The sequence below is a fragment of the Amycolatopsis sp. NBC_00345 genome, assembly GCF_036116635.1.
GTDB lineage: Bacteria > Actinomycetota > Actinomycetes > Mycobacteriales > Pseudonocardiaceae > Amycolatopsis.
Map to the genome: position 1 here is coordinate 1,373,611 of NZ_CP107995.1, position 21,579 is coordinate 1,395,189.

A 21,579-nucleotide genomic window follows, 5' to 3' on the forward strand; every position below is an offset into this window, starting at 1 on the left:
GAGTGTTTATGACGGTTCTAACCGTCATAAACACTCACGAGCAGTTCACCGGCAGGGTCAGTCGGTGCCGGACTCGATGGCCGCGTGGTCGAGCAGCTCGTCGTCGCCGGAAACGCGGCCGCGGGAGGCGATCGCTTCCGCGCCGCCCTGCGACATCGCGCCGATGAGGCCCGTCGAGGCCGCCTGCGCGGCGCCGATCAGCGCCGGGTGCGAGGTGCTGCCGACCATGCCGAGGCTCGAGTACTGCTCCAGCTTGGCGCGGGAGTCGGCGATGTCGAGGTTGCGCATGGTCAGCTGGCCGATCCGGTCCACCGGGCCGAACGCCGAGTCCACGGTGCGCTCCATCGACAGCTTGTCCGGGTGGTAGCTGAACGCCGGCCCGGACGTGTCGAGGATCGAGTAATCCTCGCCGCGCCGCAGCCGCAGCGTCACCTCGCCGGTGATCGCGGTGCCGACCCAGCGCTGCAGCGACTCGCGCAGCATCATCGCCTGCGGGTCCAGCCAGCGGCCTTCGTACATCAGCCGGCCGAGGCGGCGGCCTTCGTTGTGGTAGCTGGCGACGGTGTCCTCGTTGTGCACCGCGTTGACCAGCCGCTCGTACGCCGCGTGCAGCAGCGCCATGCCCGGCGCCTCGTAGATGCCGCGGCTCTTCGCCTCGATGATGCGGTTCTCGATCTGGTCGGACATGCCCAGCCCGTGCCGTCCGCCGATCGCGTTGGCCTCCAGCACCAGGTCGACGGAGGTGTCGAACTTGTTGCCGTTGATCGTCACCGGGCGGCCCAGCTCGAAGCCGATGGTGACGTCCTCGGCGGCGATCTCGACGTCGGGGTCCCAGAACCGCACGCCCATGATCGGGTCGACGATCTCGATGCTGGTGCCGAGGTGCTCCAGCGACTTGGCCTCGTGCGTCGCGCCCCAGATGTTCGCGTCGGTGGAGTAGGCCTTCTCCGTGCTGTCGCGGTAGGGCAGCTCGTGGGCGACGAGCCACTCGGACATCTCCTTGCGGCCGCCGAGCTCGGTGACGAAGTCGGCGTCCAGCCACGGCTTGTAGATCCGCAGGGAGGGGTTGGCGAGCAGGCCGTAGCGGTAGAACCGCTCGATGTCGTTGCCCTTGAAGGTGGACCCGTCGCCCCAGATCTGGACGTCGTCCTCGAGCATCGCGCGCACCAGCAGCGTGCCGGTGACCGCGCGGCCGAGCGGGGTGGTGTTGAAGTAGCCGCGGCCGCCGGACCGGATGTGGAACGCGCCGCAGGTCAGGGCCGCGAGCCCTTCCTCGACGAGGGCCTCGCGGCAGTCGACCAGCCGCGCGATCTCCGCGCCGTAGGCGTGGGCGCGCCCGGGCACCGACTCGATGTCGGGCTCGTCGGCCTGGCCGATGTCCGCGGTGTAGGTGCAGGGCACCGCGCCTTTGTCGCGCATCCACGCGACCGCCACAGATGTGTCGAGGCCGCCGGAGAAGGCGATCCCGACGCGTTCGCCGACAGGGAGGGAAGTGAGCATCTTGGACACGCGAATAATTATGCACGCTGATGCATCGTCGTGCAATTCGGGGGTCGATCTGCCGGTCGGCGCGCGGGCCGGGAAGGCGATGGCGGTGCGTCGCGCGGGTGGTGTTTCCGGGGGTCTACCAGGCGGAAGACCCGGCCGCGCTGGTGACTTCCGCGGCCGGGCCGGACGCCGGGAGCAGCCATTCGGTGAGCACGCGGGCCGCGGCGGTGGTGAGGGCGGTGCCGGCGCCGGCCGCGGCGTCACGCAGGGGCTGGGGGTGCAGGCCGAGCGCGGTGAGGGCCTGGGCGTGGCCGATCAGCCACCGTTCCAGGGCACGCGGGTCGGCTTCGAGGTGGAACTGCAGGCCGAGGACGTGTGAGCCGACGGCGAACGCCTGGTTCGGACACGCCGGCGTCGAGGCGAGCCGGACCGCGCCCGCCGGGATGTCGAACCGCTCTTGGTGCCAGTGCAGCACGGGGACGTCCGCGAGGTGCCGCAACGGCGAGCGGAGCCCTTCGTCGGTGAGGGTCAACGGCGTGTAGCCGATTTCGCTGTGCCCGGCGGCTTTGACCCCGGCGCCCAGCGCGCGGGCGAGCAGTTGCGCGCCGAGGCAGATGCCCAGCGTGCGCCCGCCGCGGCGGACCCGCTCCCGGATGGCGTCGACCTCGGCGGTGAGGAACGGGTAGCGCCCGGCGTCGGCGGCTCCGATCGGGCCGCCGAGCACGACGAGCAGGTCGGCTTCCACGGCGGTCTCGGCGCTGATCTCGTGGACGCCGGCGTCGAGGTACAGCACGTCGTACCCGAGGCGGTTCAGCACCGGCTCGATCAGGCCGAGGTCCTCGAAGGCGACGTGGCGGACGGCCAGTGCGGTCTGGGTCATCGTGGTCCTTCCGAACGGCGCGGCGGGGGTGGGGCGGGGTCAGGTCCGCAGGTGGGACGCCCCGTTGAGGTCGAGGATCGCGCCGGAGGCCCAGGCGGCCGGCGCCGAAGCCAAGTACAGCACGGCGTCGGCGACCTCCTCGGGGGTGCCGACCCGCCCGAACGGGCTCTGTTCCCGCAGGGCCGCGCCGTTTTCGGCCAGTTTCGCCGCCTGCCGCCCGGTGGCCACGAACCCCGGCGCGACCGAGGTCACAGCGATCCCGTGCGGCGCGAGCGCGACGGCCATCGACTGCCCGAAGGCGTGCAGCGCGGCCTTCGTCGTGCCGTAGGCGGGGAAGTCGGGCTCGCCCCGGAACGCGCCGCGGGAGCCGACGTTGACGATGCTGCCCCCGGCGCCGCGGCCGATCAGGTGCCGGGCCACGAGGTGGGTGAGGTTCACCGCGCCGAGCAGGTTGACGTCGACCATCCGGTGCCAGACCCGCTGCCAGTCCGCGTACGAGGTGTCGGCCACGCGGTGCTCGTTGTCCGCGCTCGGCGCGACGGCGGCGTTGTTGACCAGTACGTCGATCCCGCCGAGAGCCGCGATGGTCTCGTCGACGATGCGCTCGGCTGTCTGGGGGTCGCCGAGGTCGCCTTGGACCAGGGTGTGCCCGTCGCCGGCCAGAAGCGCGAGCGTCTCTTCGGCGTCGACGCGACCGGCGGAGTAGTGCACGGCCACGCGATCACCTTGACCGGAGAACGCGACGGCCACCGCGCGGCCGATCCCGCGGGACGCGCCCGTGACCAGGACCCGCCTCATCGCGCGGATCCGTTCGCCTCGGATGGTGACGGGACGGGGCGAGACATCGGGGCGGCTCCTCGGATCCGGCGGCTTCTTGATCGTGCCGGAAGTGATGTCCGAATGTCAACATTGATCCGGGTGCTGTGGGTGACGTCGCAGGTGCGGTGGGTGGTTCGGCGGCGGGGAGTGTCCGAAGTGGAGGGAGGCCGGTTTGTGGTGGGAGGTCGGCTGGCTGGCTGGATGGCTGGCTGCGGAGAGAGGCGGCTGGAGGTGGAGGAGGCAAGCGGGCTGGCGGTGGAGGAGGCAAGCGGGCTGGCGGTGGAAGAGAGCCAGTTGGCGCGGAGCGGCATCGATGCGCGGTGGCGGAAGGGGGCGAGTTGGCGAGGAAGGGTGGTGGAGGGGAGCGAGCTGGCTAGATGGCTGACTGCGGAGGGGAAGGCGGCTCGCGGCGAAGGAGGCAAGCGGGCCGGCGGCGGGAAGAGAGCCGGTTGGCGAGGAAGGGTGGTGGAGGGGAGCGAGCTGGCTAGATGGCTGACTGCGGAGGGGAAGGCGGCTCGCGGCGAAGGAGGCAAGCTGGCCCAGCTGCGGGAGAGAGCCAGTTGACGCTGAAGGGCGGTGGAGGGGAGTCAGGCCGCGGTCGAGGTGGGGAGTCGGCGCGCCGCAGGGGTGGCGAGCCGGGCGCGGCAGGGGCTGGGGCGGGGAGTCGGTGCGAGGCGGGAGTGGTGCGCCAGAGTCCAGCGGAGGTGGGGAGCCAGCGCGAGGCGGGAGTGGTGAGCCGGCGGGCGGCAGAGGCGGGAGATTTCTCTTCCCACTTCACGGTATAGCGCACCCCGGGGCTTGCCGCAAGGCCGGTTCGGCGGCGGATAATCGCTGCTCCGCGGGCTGGGCCGGTGGTTCGCGGGCTGATGAGTGAGGGGATTCCTGATGCGGGTACTGCTGTCGACGATCGGTTCGCGGGGCGACTTCCAGCCGTTGCTGGCGTTGGGGGTGCAGCTGCGTGAGCTCGGGCACGAGGCGCGGCTGTGCGCGCCGCCGGACTTCCGGGGGCTGGCCGAGGAACACGGTCTGCCGTTCGTGCCGCTGGGGCCCGAGTTACAGCCCCGCGCTGGGACAGCTGACAAAACACCGAACCCGACACCGAAGAAGCTCACGATCGAAGAGCTACGGGCGCTGGTGCCGGCCACCGTCGCCGGTCAGTTCGCCACGGTGGGGGAGGCGGCCGAGGGCTGTGACGTGATCGTGGGCTGCAACCAGCTCCAGGTCGCCGCGCGGTCGGTGGCCGAGTTGCGGGGGATCCGCTACTTCTTCGCCGACTACAGCCCGGTCAGCCTGCCGTCGCCGCATCACGCGCCGCCGCCGTTGCCCGGGCGTCCGCCGGCCGAACCGGGCGCCGACGACCGCGCCCTGTGGACCCAGGAAATCGAACGCCGCAACGCCACCTGGCGCACGGCGCTCAACGAGCAGCGCGCAGCGGCCGGCCTCGGCCCGGTCGACGACGTGCTCGGCCACATCCTGACCGACCGGCCCCTGCTGGCCGCCGACCCGGCGCTCGCGCCGTGGCTACGTCCGTCCGATGTGGACGTCGTGCCGACCGGCGCCTGGATCCTGCCCGACCGGCGGCCGCTGCCCTCCGTCGTGGAGGACTTCCTCGCGGACGGCGAACCGCCGGTCTACTTCGGCTTCGGCAGCGTGCGCTCGCCGCAGGCCCTCGGCCGGGCGGCGGTCGAGGCGGCGCGGGCGCTCGGGCGCCGCGCGATCGTGCTGCGCGGCTGGGCCGGGCTGGACCTGCCGGACGACGGGCCGGACTGCCTGGCCGTCACGGAGCTGAACCTGCGGGCGCTGTTCCCGCGCGTCGCCGCCGTCGTGCACCACGGTGGGGCGGGCACCACGACCACGGCCAGCCGCGGCGGCGCGCCGCAGGTCGTCGTGCCGCACCTCTACGACCAGTACTACTTCGCCCGCCGCGTCCAGGACCTCGGCATCGGCGCCGCGCACGCGGACGCCGAGCCGACCGCCGATTCACTGGCCACGGCGTTGAAGCAGGTCCTCCAGTCCGATGTGGAGAGTCGTGCGCGGTCGTTCGCCGCCGAGGTCCGCACGGACGGTGCCCTGGTCGCCGCGCGGTTCATCTCCTGAAGCGCGTCACCGCGCGGCGGCCATCACCTCGTCGAAACCGCCGTTCGCGCGCCACTTCCGCAGCAGTTCCTGGAGCACCAGCGGGCCGTCCCCGAAGCCGTAGGACCCGCCGCGCGCGCCCGGCTGGCCTTCGTTGTTGTAGTAGCCCGGTGTGCAGGCGAGCAAGAACTCGGTACGGTCCTTCGCCTTTCCCCGGATCAGCTCGATCCACGCGTCCTCCGCCTCGGCGGTCGGCTCGACCCGGTCGGCGCCGCGCTTGCGGGCCTCGGCGACGATCGCGCTGATGTGCGTGGCCTGCTGGTCGAGGCCGTGCACGAAGTTGATCGTGCTGGCGGTCTGCAGCTGCCCGACGTGGAACAGGTTCGGGAAGCCGTGGCTGGAGAAGCCGTGCAGCGTCCGGACGCCGTTTCGCCAGTGTTCCAGCAGCGCGGCGCCGTCGCGGCCGACGACCGGGAGGCGGCCGGACATCAGGTCCGTCGCGCCCAGCTCGAAGCCGGTCGCGAAGATGATGCAGTCGACCTCGTACTCCTGGCCGCCGACCACCACGGTCTTCCCGGAGATCCGCTCGACGCCGCCGGTGTCCGCGGTGTCGACCAGGGTCACGTTGGGACGGTTGAACGTCTGCAGGTAGTGGTCGCTGAACGTCGGCCGCTTGCACATGTAGCTGTACCAGGGCTTGAGCGCCGCCGCCGTCGCCGGGTCCCGGACCTCGGCTTCGACCCGGTCGCGCAGCTCGTTCATCTTCTGGAAGTCGACGAGCTCGCCGACACGATCGCGTTCCTCGTCGGAAAGGTGGGCGTAGGCGTCGGTGGGGATGATCTTCTCCAGCAGCCGGGCGCTGCCGGTCCAGCCGTCGGCGATCAGGTCCTCCTCGACCTGCCCGCCGGTGATGATCGTGAGGAAGTTGTCCCGGCGGGCCTGCTGCCAGCCCGGAGTGAGCGAGCGCGCCCACTCCGGGTCGGTGCGGCGGTTGCCGCGGACGTCCACAGTGGACGGGGTGCGCTGGAAGACGTACAGGTGCTTCGCGTCGCGCCCGAGGTGCGGCACGGCCTGGATCGCGGTGGCCCCGGTGCCGATGAGTGCGACGCGCTTGTCGGCGAGCCCGGTGAGGCCGCCGTCGGCGTTGCCGCCGGTGTAGCCGTAGTCCCACCGGCTGGTGTGGAAGGTGTGCCCCTCGAACGTCTCGATGCCCGGGATGCGGGGGAGCTTGGGCCGGTCGAGCACGCCGCTGGTGACGACCACGTACCGGGCCCGGATGACGTCCCCGCGGTCGGTGCGGACGGTCCACTCCGCCTCGTCCTCGTCCCAGCGGAGGCCTTCGACCGCGGTGCGGAAGCAGGCGTCGCGGTAGAGGTCGAAGTGCCGGCCGATCGCCCGGCAGTGCCCCAGGATCTCCGCGCCGGGCGCGTACTTCCACTCGGGCACGTAACCGAGTTCTTCCAGCAGCGGCAGGTAGATGTAGGACTCGACGTCGCAGTGGATGCCGGGGTAGCGGTTCCAGTACCAGGTGCCGCCGAAGTCCCCGGCCTTCTCGATCACCCGGATGCGGTCCAGGCCGGCCTGGCGCAGGCGCGCCGCGGCGAGCAGCCCGCCGAAGCCGCCGCCGACGACCACCGCGTCGACCTGGTCCTGCAGCGGCTCCCGGGTGAAACCGGGGGTGGCGTACGGGTCTTCGGCGTAGTAGCCGAAGTCGCCTTCGGCCCGCTGGTACTGGGCGCTGCCGTCGGGGCGCAGCCGCCGGTCGCGTTCGGCGCGGTACTTGGCGCGCAGCGCGTCCGGGTCGAAGCCCAGGCCGGACGGTGGCGAAGAGGTGCTGGACATGGGTGCCTTCCGGATCTGGTGATCTTCTCTCGACCCCAGGTAACCCACTAACGCGACGTTAGTCAAGCAAGTGATTTAAAATCGGGGTAGGCTTTCCGCCTATGGACGAAGCTCAGGCGAACGACGTTCGAAACGACACCGCGCCACCGGTCGAAGCCGCGCCCGGCGGGTGGCGGGAGCGGGTCACGGCGGGCCGGTTCGACGGCCGGACGGTGATCGTCACGGGGGCCGCCGGCTCGATCGTGAACGTCGCCTCCGAAGCGGCGCTGCGCGGCTCCACCGCCGGGATCGCTTACACCGCCTCGAAACACGCCGTCGCCCCGGGCGGGGTCGCCACCGGGATCGCGCGGATCGGCACGCCGTCGGAGTTCGGGCGGCGGCGGATCCGCGAGTTCCTCCAGCTCATCCCGCCCGTCGCGCAGGCGGAGCAGCTGGCGGCCTCGATCACATTCCTGCTCAGCGACGACGGCGTCAACGTCAACGGCGCCGTGCTGCCCTCCGACGGCGGATGGGTGGCGCAATAGCGATGGAACTGGAAAAGGTGACGCCGGAGCTGCGGGCCCGGGTGCGGTGGGTGCCGCGCGTTTCGATGCGGCGCCCGTGGGTGCGCCGGCTGGCCCGGGCGCTGACCGCGCGGATGCGTGCGGTCGAAGTGCCCGGCGTGCGCCTGGAGACGGCGGACGGGGTCCGCGTCTACCGCCCCGTCGTCGTCCGCTCGGACGCCGCGCTGCTGTGGATCCACGGCGGGGGACTGGTGGCCGGAAGCGCCGTGGCGGACGACCGGTTCTGCGGCGAGACCGCCCGTGAGCTGGGGATCACCGTCGTGTCGGCCGAATACCGGCTGGCGCCCGAAAACCCGGGCCCGGCGGCGATCGACGACTGCCACGCCGCGTGGACGTGGCTGCGGGAGCGGGCCGCGTCCCTCGGCGTCGACCCGGCCCGGGTGGCGGTCGGCGGGCAGAGCGCCGGTGGCGGGCTCGCCGCGGCGCTGGTGCAGCGGCTGCACGACGAGAGCGGCCCGCAGCCGGTCGCGCAGTGGCTGTTCTGCCCGATGCTCGACGACCGCACCGCCGCGCGGCGGGACCTCGACCGCGTCGGCCATCGGGTGTGGGACAACCGGCTCAACCGCTTCGGCTGGCGCTCCTACCTCGCGGCCGAGCCCGGGGTGTCGGAGGTGCCGCGGTACGCCGTGCCCGCCCGGCGCGGCGACCTCAGTGGACTGCCGCCCGCCTGGATCGGCGTCGGCGACATCGACCTGTTCCACGACGAAGACCGTGCGTACGCCGAGCAGCTGCGCGCGGACGGCGTCGAGACGGAGTTCCACGTCGTGCCCGGTGCGCCGCACGGGTTCGAGGCCTGGGCGCCCGGCGCGGACGTCGCCCGGGCCTATCTGGCCGCGGCCCGCACCTGGCTGCGGGCCCGCACGTAGGATCTCTGGTGCGATGAGGGGTGGTCATGACCGAGAAAACCGTCCGGGCGGACCGGGCCAGTGCCACCCGCGATGCGATCCTCGGCACGGCGGAGCGGCTTTTCGCCGAGCACGGGGTGCACGCGGTGTCCAACCGGCACATCAGCGAGGCCGCGGGCCAGGGCAACAACGCCGCGGTGAACTACCACTTCGGCACCAAAGTGGACCTCGTGCGCGCGATCACGCGCAAGCACGCCGTGCGGCTCGACGTGCTGCGCGCGGAGATGGTCGCCGCGATGCCCGAGGCCCCCGGCCTGCGCGAGTGGGTGGCCTGCCTGGTCCGGCCGACCACCTCCTACCTCGAGGAGCTCGGCACGCCGACCTGGTTCGCCCGGTTCGGCGCGCAGATCATGACCGACCCCGCGCTGCGCGAGATCATGGTGACGGAGTCGCTCTCCTCGCCGGTGCTGGCCCGGGTCGTCGGCGGCCTGAACCGCTGCCTGCCCGAGCTGCCGCCCGAGGTCCGCGCCGAGCGCGGTGACATGGCCCGCCAGCTGATGATCCACGTGACCGCCGAACGGGAGCGTGCCCTCGCCGAGGGCACCCCCACCCCGCGCGCGACCTGGTCGGACGCCGCGACCGGCCTGATCGACGGCATCACCGGGCTGGTGCTGGCCCCGGTGACCCCCTGAGCCGCCCGGGCTGGATCGTCCACTGTGGACGAACCAGCCCGGACGGCGCGGTCAGGCGAGGGTGATCGCGTACAGCTCGGCCCGCGGGTCGTTCGGCAGAGACAGCGACTGGAGCGTTTTGCCGCTGTCCAGGGCCGCCTGGGTGCCGAAGAGCCGGACCGGCGGCCCGTCCACGCCGCTGCCCGCCTTGATCCGGTGCGGCAGGTCGAGCACCACGGTGCTGCCCGCGGGCGTCGAGCCGGCCCAGTCGCCGAGCGTCACGCCGAGGGCGGCGCTGCTGCCGTCGGTGTAGTGCGCGGTCAGCGTGGTTGTCACCGGGCCGCTGTGCGACGAGCCGACGAGCCGCACGGTCGCGTGGCGCCCCGCCGGGACCAGCAGCGACTGGCCGCGGGCCTCGACGAAGTTCGCCGCCGTGCCGCTCGCGTCCGGGGCGGCGTAGGTGACGCCGTCCCACACGACCGGTCCGGCCGGCGGCAGCAGGTCCGCGTCGTACTGCGCCGTTTGTTACCAATCCGACCACAGCCACGGCGAATCGGCCGCACACCGGGCCGTCACCTCTCGATCGCCTACTTTTGGTCGGATTGGTAACGCCAGCCGGAGCCGTCGAAGTTGCCCTCGGTGGACGCGGCGACGGTGGCTGTGCCGTCGTGGTTGCGGTCCCGGCCCAGGTCGACCGCGCACGCCGTACCGGACGTCGCTGTAGTTGATGTCGCCGCGCAGACCGCCGGCGCCCGCACCTCGACGCTCACCGGCTGTGTGACGGTGTTCGCGCCCAGCCCGGCGGCCTTGACCTGCAACGGATAACTGCCCACCGGCGTGCCCGTGGGCACGGTCACCGCCAGCGAAACCGGTTGCTGCACGGGCAATCGGCCCGACCACTGCAGCAGCGGGTTGCGCGGCTTGGTCGTCACCGTCCAGCCCTTCGGCGCGGTCGTGGTCACCGTGACCGGTTGCGCCAGCGGGCTCTGCGTGAGCACGTCCAGGCCCACGTTCACCTGCTGCGCCTGGTCCGAAGCGGGGATCACCACGGAGCTCTGGCCCACCGAAGCGTCGACGTGCCGGCGCAGGTCGCCGACCGCGTTGTTCACCGAAGGCGGCTCCGCGTTCGCTGACGTGCCCCACTTCGACGGCGTGGAGCCGAGTTTGTGCGAGAGCGTGCCGCCGTGGGAGATCGCGGACCAGTCCAGCCACGTCTGCCGGACGTCACGGCCGTTCAGCGAAACGCTCTGCACGTACCGGTTGGTGTCGCTCGCGCCCGGCGCGGAAACCGTGAGCGTGCCGCCCTGCGAGCCGCCGTACTGTCCGATTCGGACGGTCGCCGACTCGAACTGCGGGCTGGACACCGCGAGGAAGTTCGAGCCGCTCATGGTCGGGTACAGGCCGAGCGAGGAGAACACGTACCAGGCCGACATGGTGCCGAGGTCGTCGTTGCCGGTCATGCCGTCCGGGCCGGTGGTGAACAGCGTCATCGCCGCGCGGACCACGGTCGCGGTCTTCGCCGGCGCGCCGACCCAGTTGTACATGTACGGCGCGAGCAGGTCGGGCTCGTTGTTCGGGTTGTAGGTGGGCTTGCCGTAGTAGTCGTACGGGCTGGTGATCCAGTCGGCGCGCGCGGTGCCCGCCGGGTCGGTGAGCAGCTTGTCGTAGGCGAAGAAGGAGTCCAGCCGCTTCTGCGTCGTGGCGCGCCCGCCCATCAGCGAGACCAGCCCGGCCGGGTCCTGCGGCACGAGCCACTGGTACTGGTAGGCGCCGCCCTCGTGGAACTGCTGGCCGGCGTCGACCGGGTTGTACGGCGTCACCCAGGTGCCGTCGGTGGTGCGCGGGCGGAACGCCTGCGTCGAGGAGTCCCAGAGGTTCTTGTACCACTGGCCGCGGTCGGCGAACATGCGCGCGTCGGACTGGTGGCCGAGGCCCTTCGCCATCAGCGCGAGCGCCGCGTCGGCCGCGGAGTACTCCATCGTCGCCGAGGCCGGGTGGTTGCAGTCGTTGTCGCCGCCCTTGGCCGCGCAGTCCGTGCCGAGGGTCAGTCCGCTGGGGATGTAACCGCGGTCGTTGTAGTAGTTCACCCCGGAGCGCCCGTTGTACGGCGAGTCGGCGGGCGGTGTGCTCGTGGCGTTCTTCTTGAGCAGCGCGTACGCCTCTTCCTCGTGCCCGGCGAGCAGGCCCTTGGACCAGGCCTCGACGAGGAACGGCGTCACCGGGTCGCCGGTCATGATGTTGGTCTCGCTCCCGGCCAGCGCCCAGCGCGGCAGCCAGCCGCCGTCACGCCCGATCGCCACCACCGACAGCGCGACGTCCTTCGCCACTTGGGGTTCGAGCATCTCCAGCAATTGGTTCTGCGGCCGATAGGTGTCCCACAGCGAGAAGTTCTGGTACGGCGTGTAGCCGCTCGCGGTGTGCACCTTGCCGTCGAAGCCGGTGTACGCACCGTCGGTGTCGCCGGCCAGGTTCGGGTGCAGCTGCGAGTGGTAGAGCGCGGTGTAGAACGCCGTCTGCCGGTCGGCGGTGCCGCCGGAGATCTTGACCGCGCCGAGCCGGTCGGCCCACGCCTGGTGCAGCGCGGTGCGCGTGGCGTCGAAGTCGTAGGAGTCACCGGTTTCCGCGGTCAGGTTCTTCCGCGCGCCTTCGGGGCCGGTGTAGGACAGGCCGACCTTGACCACGACGTCGCGGTCGGTGGTCGCGTCGAAGCTCGCCCACGCGCCGTTGCCACCGGTGCCCGCCGCGTCCCGGCTGCCCGGCGTCCGCGTCGAGCCGCGCCAGGTGCCGAAGGAGCTGAACGGCCGGTCGAACGTCGCGGTGAAGTACACCGTGTGCTCGTCGTGCCCGGCGCAGAACCCGCCCGCGCGCACGCGGCCCTCCAGGGTCCGGTCGCCGACCACGTGGATCTCGGAGTCCTTGACCGACTGGTTGGCCTGGCCGGTGTTGAACAGGACGTTCGCCGCGCCGGCCGAGGGGAAGGTGTAGCGCTGCCAGCCGGTGCGGGCGGTGGCGGTCAGCTCGGCGTTGATGTCGTACTTTTTGAGGCCCACGCGGTAATAGCCGGGCTCGGCGTGCTCGTCGTCGTGCGTGTAGGCGGACTTGTAGGCGTCCTTGTCGACGCTGTCCACGGCGCCGGTGGTCGGCATGACCGGCAGCTCGCCCATCACCCCGCAGCCGACGCCGGACAGGTGCGTCTGGCTGAAGCCGTAGATCGCGTTCTGCTGGTAGTCGTACCCGCCCTGGCCGCCGGTGTCCGGGCTGACCTGCACCATCCCGAACGGCGCGCTCGCGCCGGGGAAGGTGTTGCCGAAGTTCTGCGTGCCGACGAACGGGTTGACCTGTGAGACCGGATCGGCGGCCGTTGCCTGGGCCCCGGCCGCGGCGGGCGCCAGCGCGGCGAACACCAGGCCCGCGACCGCGAGCGCGGCCGCCCGTCTGCTCTGCGACCACATGGGGCGCACCTCCCAGAAGCGATGACATCGTTGTCAGAACCGAACTTTCACTATCCCAGCGAGCGTCGGTTCCCGGGTTGAGGATCGGAGAGCAGCTTTGCACCTCGGTGGGCATTTGCAAACCCCGTGACCGGTCAATCCGTTGTCAGGGCTGTGGGGGAGGGCGGCTGTGGCGTTGGCTACGCGTCGATCGTTTCGGTGAGCACGCGGATGCGCCCGCCGTCGACTTCCCAGCTCTGCAAGGCTTTCTCGCCGGACGTGAGCAGCTCCGGCTCCGGGTGGCCGCCGAGCAGGGCTTCGGGGCCGCTGGTGTCGTCGCGGTGGGCCGCGGTCATCAGGATGCCGTGCGCGGCAACGGGATCGGTCTCCGGCGGCACGACGAGCAGGGTCAGCCGGTGCCGGTCCCACGCGCCGACCACGGTCACCGTGGCGGCGGGCTGCGACCGGAAGCCCTCCAGACGGACGTCGGCGTCCTCGAAGCGGAGACGGCGTGGCGTAGCCGGCCAAGCGGCGAGGTTGAAGGTGACGCGTTCGACCTGGTCCAGCCGCACGGCCAGCACCGTCAGCAGGGACGGCAATTCGGCGGCCAGGTCACGGGAACGGGGCCACCACGCGCCGTCCACATAGCCGGTCCGGGGTGCCTTCGGCTTCAAGCGCAGGCGGACCGCGTGACGCGGGGGCTCGGGTACCGGTGCTTCGGTGCAGGGATCCGACTTCATGCCGGTGCTCCCGTCCCCGGCCGAGACCGCCGGCCGGACTGGGGCCGAGGACGACGCGGGCTCGGCCGCTCACGCACGGAGTGCTCTCGGACCCTTCTCATGATACCCCCGCGACACTCGCTGTTCCTGCCGTTGCCGGGCCGTGAAGTCCGCGACGCCCGGACTTCTGCAGAGCCGGACGCCGCGGGGTTCGAGGGGACGCTCAGAACTTCAAGCGCTTCAATGTCCTTCGGGGCCGGAGCTTCCGTTCCCGGACGCGGCCAGCGGGACGATCGCACCGGTGGCCGCGGGCTTGAGCGGCTCCTGGGCAGCAGGGTTCGAGCCACCGGAATTCGCGGCAGCCGTCTCGCGGGCCAGGAACGAGCCCAGCTCGCCGATGGTGCTCATCAGCGGGGCGGGGAACACGACGGTGGTGTTCTTGTCCACGCCGATCTCCACCAGGCTCTGCAGGTTCCGCAGCTGCAGCGCGAGCGGGTGCGCCATCATGGTGTCCGACGCGTCGCCCAGCGCGGCCGCGGCGAGGGATTCGCCTTCGGCGCTGATGATCTTGGCGCGCTTCTCGCGCTCGGCCTCGGCCTGGCGGGCCATCGCGCGTTTCATGGTGTCGGGCAGCTGGATGTCCTTGAGCTCGACGAGCGTGACCTCCACGCCCCAGTCGAGCGTGGTGACGTCGAGGATCTCGCGGATGCCGGTGTTGATGCTGTCGGTCTCGGACAGGGTCTCGTCCAGCGTGTGCCGTCCGACGACCTTCCGCAGGGTGGTCTGCGCGATCTGGTCGATCGCGGCGTAGACGTTCTCGATCGCGACCACGGACTTCACCGCGTCGGTGACCCGGAAGTACGCGACCGCCGAGACGTCGACGCTGACGTTGTCGCGCGTGATGATGCCCTGGGACTGGATCGGCATGGTGATGATGCGCAGCGGGACCCGGCGCAGCACGTCGACCACGGGGATGATCAGCCGCAGCCCGGGCTCGCGCACGCCCTGCACCCGGCCGAGCCGGAACAGCACCCCGCGCTCGTACTGCTTGATGATCCGCACCGTGGAGGCCAGCAGGATCAGCAGCACCACGACGATGACGATGATGATGACGATGTTCATGGTGCTCCTCGGAAAACGGCGTCCCGGCGAGGATGCGGTGGACCGGTACCCGCTCGCCGGTGGCGGGTACCGGCCGGCTCGGTGACGAGTCAGTCGGTGAGCGTCATCCGGTTGTCGACGGCGGTCACGCCGGGGGCGAACCAGGCGGTCTGCTCGGCCGAGCGGCGTTCGGCGGCGGTGGGCACGTCGCCGGTCAGGGTGACCTGGGTGCCGTCCACGCCGACCTCGACGTACTGGGACTGCTCGGGCATGTGCCGGGTCAGCGCGGCGGTGATCTTCGCCTGCATCTCGGCGGGCGCGGCGGTGGCCGAGGGCCGCAGCGAGATCAGGTTCCGCACGCCGCTGATCCCGGGCAGGCCGGCCACGGCGTTCCGGGCGGCTTCGCGCTGGAACTGCCACGGCACGGCGCCGCGCAGGGTGAGCACGTGGTCGCGGACCTCGACCTGCACGGAGTCCTTCGGCACGACGACGGAGCGGCGGTCGAAGACGTTCATGGCCTCGCGGGTGAGGTCCGCGTCGTCGGGGACGTCGTTGCCGTGGCGCACGACGACCTTGTCCGCGGTCACGGTCACGCCGTGGACCCGGGTCGCGGCGCGCAGTGCCTCTTCCTTCTCCGGGTAGGTCCCCACGTACCCCGACAGCGTCGCCTTGCCGTCGGTGACGGTCACCTCGATGTCTTCGGCGCTCACGCTGGGGGTCCAGGCGAGCTCTTCGGTGACGTCGGTCCGGAGCTGGTGGTCGGGCCGGTGCTGGATCTGGGTCATGCCTTCACGGTGACCTCGTTGGCCCACGCGGCGTAGGGCCGTGGGGCCTTTCTTCCGGGGTCGTTCGGCGCGGCGGGCGTAACCTGGCCGGGTGGCTGACCCTCCGCGTCCCGCGCCGCGCGTGATCACGGTGTTCCTGGTCGACGACCACGAGCTGGTACGCCGTGGCGTCGCCGAGCTGATCGACGACGAGGACGACCTGACGGTGGCCGGCCAGGCCTCCTCGGCCGCCGAGGCGCTGGCCCGGGTGCCCGCGCTGCGCCCGGACGTCGCGGTGCTGGACGTCCGGCTGCCCGACGGCGACGGCGTCGAGCTGTGCCGCGAGCTGCGGGCGAAGCTGCCCGAACTGCGCTGCCTGATGCTCACCTCGTTCACCGACGAGCAGTCGATGGTCGACGCGGTGCTCGCCGGGGCCGACGGGTACGTGATCAAGGACGTCAAGGGACTCCAGCTGGTCGAGGCCATCCGCCGGGTCGGGGCGGGCGGGAGCCTGCTCGACGAGCGCGCGGTGGCCGCGCTGGTGGCGAAGCTGCGTGAGGGCGCGGGGGAGCAGGGCCCGCTGGCCGGGCTGACCGCGCAGGAGCGGGTGCTGCTGGACCTGATCGGCGAAAGCCTGACCAACCGGCAGATCGCCGAGCGGATGTTCCTGGCCGAGAAGACCGTGAAGAACTACGTGTCCCGGCTGCTGGCCAAGCTGGGCATGGAGCGGCGGACCCAGGCCGCGGTGCTGGTCACCGGGATCCACGACGAACGGCGCCGTCCGGGCGGCTGATCACCGCAGGCCCGCGGAGAACGGGTGCTCGTCGCTGGTCACGACGTCCTCCAGGCGTACCGGGGTGTAGGGCGCGACCGGCGCGCCGTGCCCGAGCCGCAGCATCACCTGGGGCCACAGGCCGCCGCCGAGCAGCTGCCGCAGCTCGCGCCGTGGCCCGGGCTGGGCCATCACGGCGGACCACAGCGCCGAAGACAGGCCCGAAGCCGTCGCGGTGAGCAGGACCCGCTGCATGGCCTGGCCCGCCTGCAGCAGCGCGAGGTTGGTGTCGTGCAGGGATCCGACGACCACGAGCAACCGGTCCGGCTGCACGTCGAAGTCCGTCCGGTCGCCGTTCTCCGGCACCGCGCGGTCCATGATCTCGCGCAGCAGCGGGATCTGCTCGGGCTCGACCGTGGCGAGCCACGACCGCTCGATCTCCGCGGCCCGGCGCAGCTCGCGCTGGACCTCGGGCGGGACGGCCGCGGCGGTGAACGGGGACCGGTTGCCGCGGCGGACCGGGATGGCCTCGGCCAGCCGCCGGTCCACCGGCGAGACCGGCTCGTGCCCGCGGGGGCGCACGACGGCGAGCAGGTCCGGCCGCCCGGCCGTCGGCAGCAGCCGCACGTCGGGGTGGCTGCCGTGGGCCTTGATCGCCAGCCGGAGGTTCAGCAGCGCCACCCCGCAGCTGAGGAGCTGTTCCCGCCGCTCGGGGCCTTCGTCGATGTCCGCGTACAGCTCGATCGCCCCCGGCGTGCACTGGAACCGCCAGGGCCGAGCGCCCCGCAACGGCGGCGGGGTGGTCGCCATGACGAGGATCTGCCGTACCTGCTCGATGTTCAGGTGCCCCACGGGCATGACGCCGGTTTTCATCCCGCTTGCTCCCTGGATCCGTGCGTTCGCTGGTTTTTGGCTTGCCTGCCGACAATCCGCCCCGGCGGCGCGGGGGCACAGTGCCGAACGTCCCGGGTCGCGCGGCGAAGGTCGCCGGTTTCACGGGCGCTGAGCTGGCTCGCGATTGCTTGCGCGGCGTGCCCTGAAGGCCACCTTGAGGGCATATACGACCCTGAAGGTGGCCTTCAGGGCGGAACGGGCAGGGGAGCCCGCGGTGGCGGAGCGGGCCTGAAGCCAGTCCGGTGTGCGAGGGTGGGCCCATGGCCGACGCCGATTCCCGGCCGGCCGGGCCGCCCCCTGACCGGGGCGAGGCCGCGTCGGCGCGCGCCCGGATGGACGCGCTGCTTTCGGCCGTGCTGGCGTTCTCCGCGCGCCCCGAGCTTGAGCACACCGTCGGCCGGATCGTGGCCACGGCCGCGGACCTGGTCGACGCCCGGTACGGCGCGCTGGCCGTGCTCGACGAGGACGGGACGACCACCGAGTTCGCCGTCGCGGGCCTGGACGACGCGGCCCGCGACCTGCTCGGGCCGCCGCCGGCCGGGCACGGGGTGCTCGGCGCGATCGGCGACGCCCCGCTGCGCCTGGACGACGTCGGCCCGGTCGAGCTGCCCGCGGGCCACCCGCCGGTGCGGTCCTTCCTCGGCGCCCCGCTCCGGGCCCGCGGTGTCCTGCTCGGCCGGTTGTACTTGGCGGGCAAGCGGTCCGGGCCGGGGTTCACCGAGGACGACGAACGCGCGATCGTCGCGCTCGCGGGGGCGGCCGCGATCGCGGTGGACAACGCGCGGCTGCACGAGGAGGCCCGCGACCGGCAGCGGTGGCTGGAGGCGACCGGCGAGATCTCCTCGGCGCTGCTGAGCGGCACCGACGTGGTCGAGGTGCTGCGGCTGGTCGCGAGCCGCGCGGTCGAGCTCACCGGTGCGGACGACGCGCTGATCGCGCTGCCCGTCGAGCCGTCCGGCGCCCTCGTCGTGACGGTGTGCGCCGGCCCGCACTCCGATGCGCTGACCGGCCGCCGGATCCCGCTCGACGGGTCCACCTCCGGCGCCGTGCTGCGCGACCACGTGCCCCGCAACGTGCCGCGCCTGGAGTTCGACCTGGCCGGTGGCGCCGGCCCGGGCCTGGGGCCGGCGCTGGTGGTGCGGCTGCGGTCGGGGGAGTCGACCGCCGGCGTGCTGCTGGCCGTCCGCGCGCCCGGCGCGGCGCGGTTCGACGAGGGCCAGCTGCAGATCGTGTCCGCGTTCGCCGACCAGGCGGCGCTCGCGCTGCGGGACGCGGAGAGCCAGTCCGCGCGCCGTGAGCTGGCGCTGGTGGTGGACCGCGACCGGATCGCCCGCGACCTGCACGACCACGTGGTGCAGCGGCTGTTCGCGGTGGGCCTGTCGATGCAGGGCACCCACCGGCGCACGGACTCACCGGTCGTCGCCGAGCGGCTCACCCAGCACATCGGGCAGCTCCAGGAGGTCATCGAGGAGATCCGCAGCGCGATCTTCGACCTGCACGCCGCGCCGGGCCGGAAGCAGGGCCTGCGCGCGAGCCTGCAGCACGCCGTCAGCGACGCGACCGGCGACGCGGACATCCGGACCACGGTGCGGATCTCCGGCGCGCTCGACCGGGTGCCCGCCGGGCTGGCCGAGCACGCCGAGGCGGTGGTCCGGGAGGCGGTCAGCAACGTGCTGCGGCACGCGAACGCGGCCGAACTGGCCATCACCGTGTCGCTGGACGACAACCTCGTCATCGACGTCTCCGACACCGGGTCCGGCCTCCCGCCGGCCGTCGTGCGCAGCGGGCTGCGTTACCTCGAACAGCGGGCGGCCGAGGCGGGCGGGGAATTCCGCGTGGAGCGCCGGGAGTCCGGCGGGACCCGTCTCGTGTGGACGGTGCCGGTGCCCTGAACCCGTTCGGCGGCAACGGATCGACGACAACAGCGAGAACGCGCGGGCCGGGTTCTTGGCGGCATCGCACCGGCCGGGCCGGTCCCGGCGCTGGTGACCACACCGGTGCCGTGACACACTGGACGTACATCGTTCCCATGGCGCCCCCACGGCGCCGGCTCCGGACCGCGGCGGGGACGCCTACGCCGCTACCACCGGATTCCCGGCCCGCCGAAGGGAATGTCGCCGATGCCGACCACCGCCGCACCGTCGCACGGCCTGCCGCGCGACGACGTCAGCGCGACCGGGGGCATTTGTGTGGCCCGGTCCCGGGGCACGCGGACCGGCCGCACGGCGGAAGTCCCCGGCGCCCGGTGACCGAAGTCGAGGTACTGCGGGCGAGTGTGCTGGCCGCGCTCGGCGAGGGCGGCGCCGCCGGCGGGGTCGACGCCGTCGGGCGGGTGTGCCGCGCCTGCGTCCGGCTGCTGCCGGTGGACGGGGCCGCGGTGTCCGTGATGGCCGACGCCGGCCAGCGTGAGCTGGTTTACGCCAGCGACACGGTCAGCACCGTGTTGGCGGAGCTGCAGTTCTCGCTCGGCGAGGGCCCGTGCTTCGAGGCCCACCGCACCGGCGGCCCGGTGCTGGTGCCCGACCTCGCGGCCGGGCTGGTGTCCGGCTGGCCGATGTTCGCCGTCGAGGCGGCGGGGCACCCGGTGGCGGCGTTGTTCACCTTCCCGCTGCAGATCGGCGCGGTCCGGGTGGCGACCCTGGACACCTACCGCGCCACTCCCGGCTCCCTCACCCCGGCGGAGCTCGCCACGGCACTGCGGGTGGCCGACGTGGCGGCGCTCGCGTTGTCGGGGCTGCAGGCCGGGGGCGCGAGCTGGCTGGACGGCGGCGGGCCGTGGCTCACGGCGTCGGGCATGCGGCACCGGGAGGTACACCAGGCCACCGGCATGCTGATCGTGCAGCTGGACGTTTCGGCCGCCGCCGCGCTGGCGCGGATGCGGGCGTACGCGTTCGGCCACGGCCGTCCGCTCGCCGAGGTCGCCGCCGACATCGTCGCCGGGCGGCTGTCGTTGGACGGCGACCCGGACCGGGGACCACTATGAGTGAAGACAGCGAGGAAGAATTCAGGTGATGGCAGGCATGGCCGATCGCGAACGGCAGGTGACCCGGGCGTTCGTCGCGCTGGCCGACACGCTGGTCGACGACTACGACATCGCCGACCTGCTGCACACCCTGGTCCGGCAGTGCGTCACGCTGCTCGACGTCGCCGCGGCCGGGCTGACGCTGGTCGACGAGCGCGGCAGCCTGCAGGTGCTGGCCTCCTCCACCGAGCAGGCGCGGCTGATCGAGCTGTTCCAGCTCAACATCGACGAGGGACCGTGCGTCGAGTGCTTCACCGGCCAGGCGCCGGTGCTGGTCGCGGACATCGCCGCGCAGTCCGCGCGGTGGCCCCGGTTCGCGGTCGAGGCGGCCCGTGACGGGTTCGCCTCGGTGCACGCGCTGCCGCTGCGGCTGCGGAAGCAGACCATCGGCGCGCTGAACCTGTTCGGCCACCACACGGGTGAGCTCGGGGCCGACGACCTCGAACTGGCGCAAGGACTGGCCGACACGGCGACCATCGGCATCCTGCAGGAGCGGGCCATCCGGCGCGGGGAGATCCTGTCCGAGCAGCTGCAGACCGCGTTGAACAGCCGGGTGATCATCGAGCAGGCCAAGGGCGTGCTCGCGGTGGTCGGCCGGCTGGCCATGGACGACGCCTTCACCGTCCTGCGTGACTACGCCCGCGGCACCAACTCCCGGTTGAGCGAGGTCGCTCGCGCCCTCGCCGACCGGAAACTCGATCCGAGGGTCGTGCTGACCCGTTCGGCGGCGCGCAAGCGCTGACCGGGATCGGGGCTTCGAAGGGAAAACCATGGAAGTCCAGATCAGCAGCGACAACAACGTGCACGGCGGGGACGAGCTGAACCAGTACGTCGAAGCCGAGCTCCGGTCGGCGCTGTCGAGGTTCAGCGACCACCTGACCCGGCTCGAAGTCCACCTCGGCGACGAAATCGCCACCGAGGCCGAAGGCATGGACCGGCGTTGCGTGATCGAAGCCCGGCCCGCCGGCCGCCCGCCGGTCGCGGTCACCCACCACGCCGGCTCGGTGAACGAGGCGGTCGGCGGCGCGGTGCGCAAGCTCGAAAGCCTGCTCGAAAGCAAGTACGGCCGGACGGACCACCGCAAGGGCGGCGACTCCATCCGTCACAGTCCGACCGGCGATCCGCGGTAAAACCGCTCGCCCGCCGGCGGCAGGCGTAGGCTTCGGTCAAGACCCCAGACCTCGGTGACACCGATCGAGCCGCCCTGCGGCCGCCGATGACCGAGGAGGGCCGGACATGGGGAGAATTCAGCGAAACTCGCGTTGGCCGAGCCCTGCGAGCCCATGACCCGGCCCCTGGTCATCGAACGGCTTCTCTTGCGCGGGTGGGACGGCCCGGCCGAATGGGCTTTCCGGCGCGACACCAATGGGACCTTCGCGGTTGTGCGGCGGGGCGCCACGCGCGCCAGGATCCGCGACGACACCTTTGCGGTCGTGTGGCCGGGCGCCACCCGCGGCGTGGCCGAGGTCCGCCGCGACACCTTCACGGTTGCGCGGCCGGGCGCCAAGATCCGCCGCGACAACCGGCACTCGATTCCCGAGACGCCGCAGGTGCTCCGGCTGAGACCGTCCGGTCTCGGCCACGAGGCCCGGACGGGACACCCGCCCCCGGCGCCGCGTGCGATCTCCCCCTGACACCCCGGACCGACCACCGCGCCCACCGCATCCATCGCGGTGCCCGGCCGAGGCAGGC

General features: G+C 72.4%; 20 protein-coding genes and 1 pseudogene. 12 read left to right on the plus strand and 9 right to left on the minus strand.

Going from position 1 to position 21,579, the window contains the following annotated elements; all coding sequences use genetic code 11:
• Positions 1-57 precede the first annotated feature (57 nt).
• From argG to OG943_RS06255, 3 genes are all read right to left on the minus strand, one after another.
• Entirely contained in the window at positions 58-1,509 is a 1,452-nt protein-coding gene (argG, locus tag OG943_RS06245) for an argininosuccinate synthase (RefSeq protein WP_328608724.1), read from the minus strand.
• Positions 1,510-1,624: 115 nt separating this feature from the next.
• Positions 1,625-2,368 (minus strand): glutamine amidotransferase, encoded by a 744-nt coding sequence (locus OG943_RS06250; RefSeq protein ID WP_328608725.1) that lies wholly within the window; start codon positions 2,366-2,368, stop codon positions 1,625-1,627.
• 39 nt (positions 2,369-2,407) lie between these two features.
• The gene (locus OG943_RS06255) at positions 2,408-3,166 is read right to left on the minus strand and encodes an SDR family NAD(P)-dependent oxidoreductase (protein ID WP_328608726.1); all 759 of its coding nucleotides are present in this window, start codon (positions 3,164-3,166) and stop codon (positions 2,408-2,410) included.
• 129 nt (positions 3,167-3,295) lie between these two features.
• Between OG943_RS06255 and OG943_RS06260 the strand changes: the two genes are divergently transcribed.
• Together OG943_RS06260 and OG943_RS06265 are read left to right on the plus strand one after the other, a co-directional pair.
• Positions 3,296-3,751 (plus strand): hypothetical protein, encoded by a 456-nt coding sequence (locus OG943_RS06260; protein WP_328608727.1) that lies wholly within the window; start codon positions 3,296-3,298, stop codon positions 3,749-3,751.
• Between the two features lie 321 nt (positions 3,752-4,072).
• Positions 4,073-5,284: a glycosyltransferase gene (locus tag OG943_RS06265; RefSeq protein WP_328608728.1), complete on the plus strand. Its 1,212-nt coding sequence runs from the start codon at positions 4,073-4,075 to the stop codon at positions 5,282-5,284.
• A 6-nt stretch (positions 5,285-5,290) separates the two neighbouring features.
• Here the strand turns inward: OG943_RS06265 and OG943_RS06270 are convergent, their stop codons facing one another.
• The gene (locus tag OG943_RS06270; protein ID WP_328608729.1) at positions 5,291-7,105 is read right to left on the minus strand and encodes a flavin-containing monooxygenase; all 1,815 of its coding nucleotides are present in this window, start codon (positions 7,103-7,105) and stop codon (positions 5,291-5,293) included.
• 101 nt (positions 7,106-7,206) lie between these two features.
• Between OG943_RS06270 and OG943_RS06275 the strand changes: the two genes are divergently transcribed.
• Genes OG943_RS06275 through OG943_RS06285 form a run of 3 tightly spaced genes read left to right on the plus strand, consistent with a single transcriptional unit; the run spans position 7,207 to position 9,205 of the window.
• On the plus strand, positions 7,207-7,629 hold the full coding sequence (locus tag OG943_RS06275) for an SDR family NAD(P)-dependent oxidoreductase (RefSeq protein ID WP_328608730.1): 423 nt from the start codon (positions 7,207-7,209) through the stop codon (positions 7,627-7,629).
• A gap of 2 nt (positions 7,630-7,631) precedes the next feature.
• A complete protein-coding gene (locus tag OG943_RS06280) occupies positions 7,632-8,534 on the plus strand; it encodes an alpha/beta hydrolase (RefSeq protein ID WP_328608731.1) in 903 nt (300 codons plus the stop codon).
• Positions 8,535-8,560: 26 nt separating this feature from the next.
• Complete coding sequence (locus OG943_RS06285; protein WP_328608732.1) at positions 8,561-9,205, plus strand: TetR/AcrR family transcriptional regulator; 645 nt, start codon at positions 8,561-8,563, stop codon at positions 9,203-9,205.
• A 51-nt stretch (positions 9,206-9,256) separates the two neighbouring features.
• On the opposite strand, the pseudogene OG943_RS06295 reads toward OG943_RS06285, so the two are convergent.
• The 4 genes and pseudogenes from OG943_RS06295 to OG943_RS06310 form a co-directional block, all read right to left on the minus strand.
• Positions 9,257-12,636 (minus strand): annotated as a pseudogene (locus tag OG943_RS06295) (GH92 family glycosyl hydrolase).
• Between the two features lie 179 nt (positions 12,637-12,815).
• Positions 12,816-13,355, minus strand: coding sequence for a DUF5994 family protein (locus OG943_RS06300; RefSeq protein WP_328608735.1), 540 nt, complete (start codon positions 13,353-13,355; stop codon positions 12,816-12,818).
• 219 nt (positions 13,356-13,574) lie between these two features.
• Positions 13,575-14,456 (minus strand): slipin family protein, encoded by an 882-nt coding sequence (locus OG943_RS06305; protein WP_328608736.1) that lies wholly within the window; start codon positions 14,454-14,456, stop codon positions 13,575-13,577.
• Positions 14,457-14,545: 89 nt separating this feature from the next.
• Positions 14,546-15,220: a BON domain-containing protein gene (locus OG943_RS06310; RefSeq protein WP_328608737.1), complete on the minus strand. Its 675-nt coding sequence runs from the start codon at positions 15,218-15,220 to the stop codon at positions 14,546-14,548.
• A gap of 121 nt (positions 15,221-15,341) precedes the next feature.
• On the opposite strand from OG943_RS06310, the gene OG943_RS06315 reads away from it, so the two are divergent.
• Entirely contained in the window at positions 15,342-15,992 is a 651-nt protein-coding gene (locus tag OG943_RS06315) for a response regulator transcription factor (protein ID WP_328612013.1), read from the plus strand.
• Here the strand turns inward: OG943_RS06315 and OG943_RS06320 are convergent, their stop codons facing one another.
• Positions 15,993-16,844 carry a hypothetical protein gene (locus OG943_RS06320; RefSeq protein ID WP_328608738.1) on the minus strand — a complete coding sequence of 284 codons (852 nt, stop codon included), beginning with the start codon at positions 16,842-16,844 and terminating at the stop codon, positions 15,993-15,995.
• A 281-nt stretch (positions 16,845-17,125) separates the two neighbouring features.
• On the opposite strand from OG943_RS06320, the gene OG943_RS06325 reads away from it, so the two are divergent.
• The 6 genes from OG943_RS06325 to OG943_RS06350 all read left to right on the plus strand — a co-directional run bounded on the left by OG943_RS06325 (position 17,126) and on the right by OG943_RS06350 (position 21,521).
• Positions 17,126-18,757, plus strand: a complete 1,632-nt coding sequence (locus tag OG943_RS06325; protein ID WP_328608739.1) for a GAF domain-containing sensor histidine kinase — start codon at positions 17,126-17,128, stop codon at positions 18,755-18,757.
• Positions 18,758-18,985: 228 nt separating this feature from the next.
• Entirely contained in the window at positions 18,986-19,114 is a 129-nt protein-coding gene (locus OG943_RS06330; RefSeq protein ID WP_328608740.1) for a hypothetical protein, read from the plus strand.
• Positions 19,111-19,848, plus strand: a complete 738-nt coding sequence (locus OG943_RS06335; protein ID WP_328608741.1) for a GAF domain-containing protein — start codon at positions 19,111-19,113, stop codon at positions 19,846-19,848. Before OG943_RS06330 ends, OG943_RS06335 begins: the two co-directional genes overlap by 4 nt.
• A gap of 37 nt (positions 19,849-19,885) precedes the next feature.
• Entirely contained in the window at positions 19,886-20,629 is a 744-nt protein-coding gene (locus OG943_RS06340; protein WP_328608742.1) for a GAF and ANTAR domain-containing protein, read from the plus strand.
• Between the two features lie 28 nt (positions 20,630-20,657).
• Positions 20,658-21,017, plus strand: a complete 360-nt coding sequence (locus tag OG943_RS06345; RefSeq protein ID WP_328608743.1) for an HPF/RaiA family ribosome-associated protein — start codon at positions 20,658-20,660, stop codon at positions 21,015-21,017.
• A 153-nt stretch (positions 21,018-21,170) separates the two neighbouring features.
• A complete protein-coding gene (locus tag OG943_RS06350) occupies positions 21,171-21,521 on the plus strand; it encodes a hypothetical protein (RefSeq protein WP_328608744.1) in 351 nt (116 codons plus the stop codon).
• The last annotated feature ends 58 nt before the right edge of the window (positions 21,522-21,579 follow it).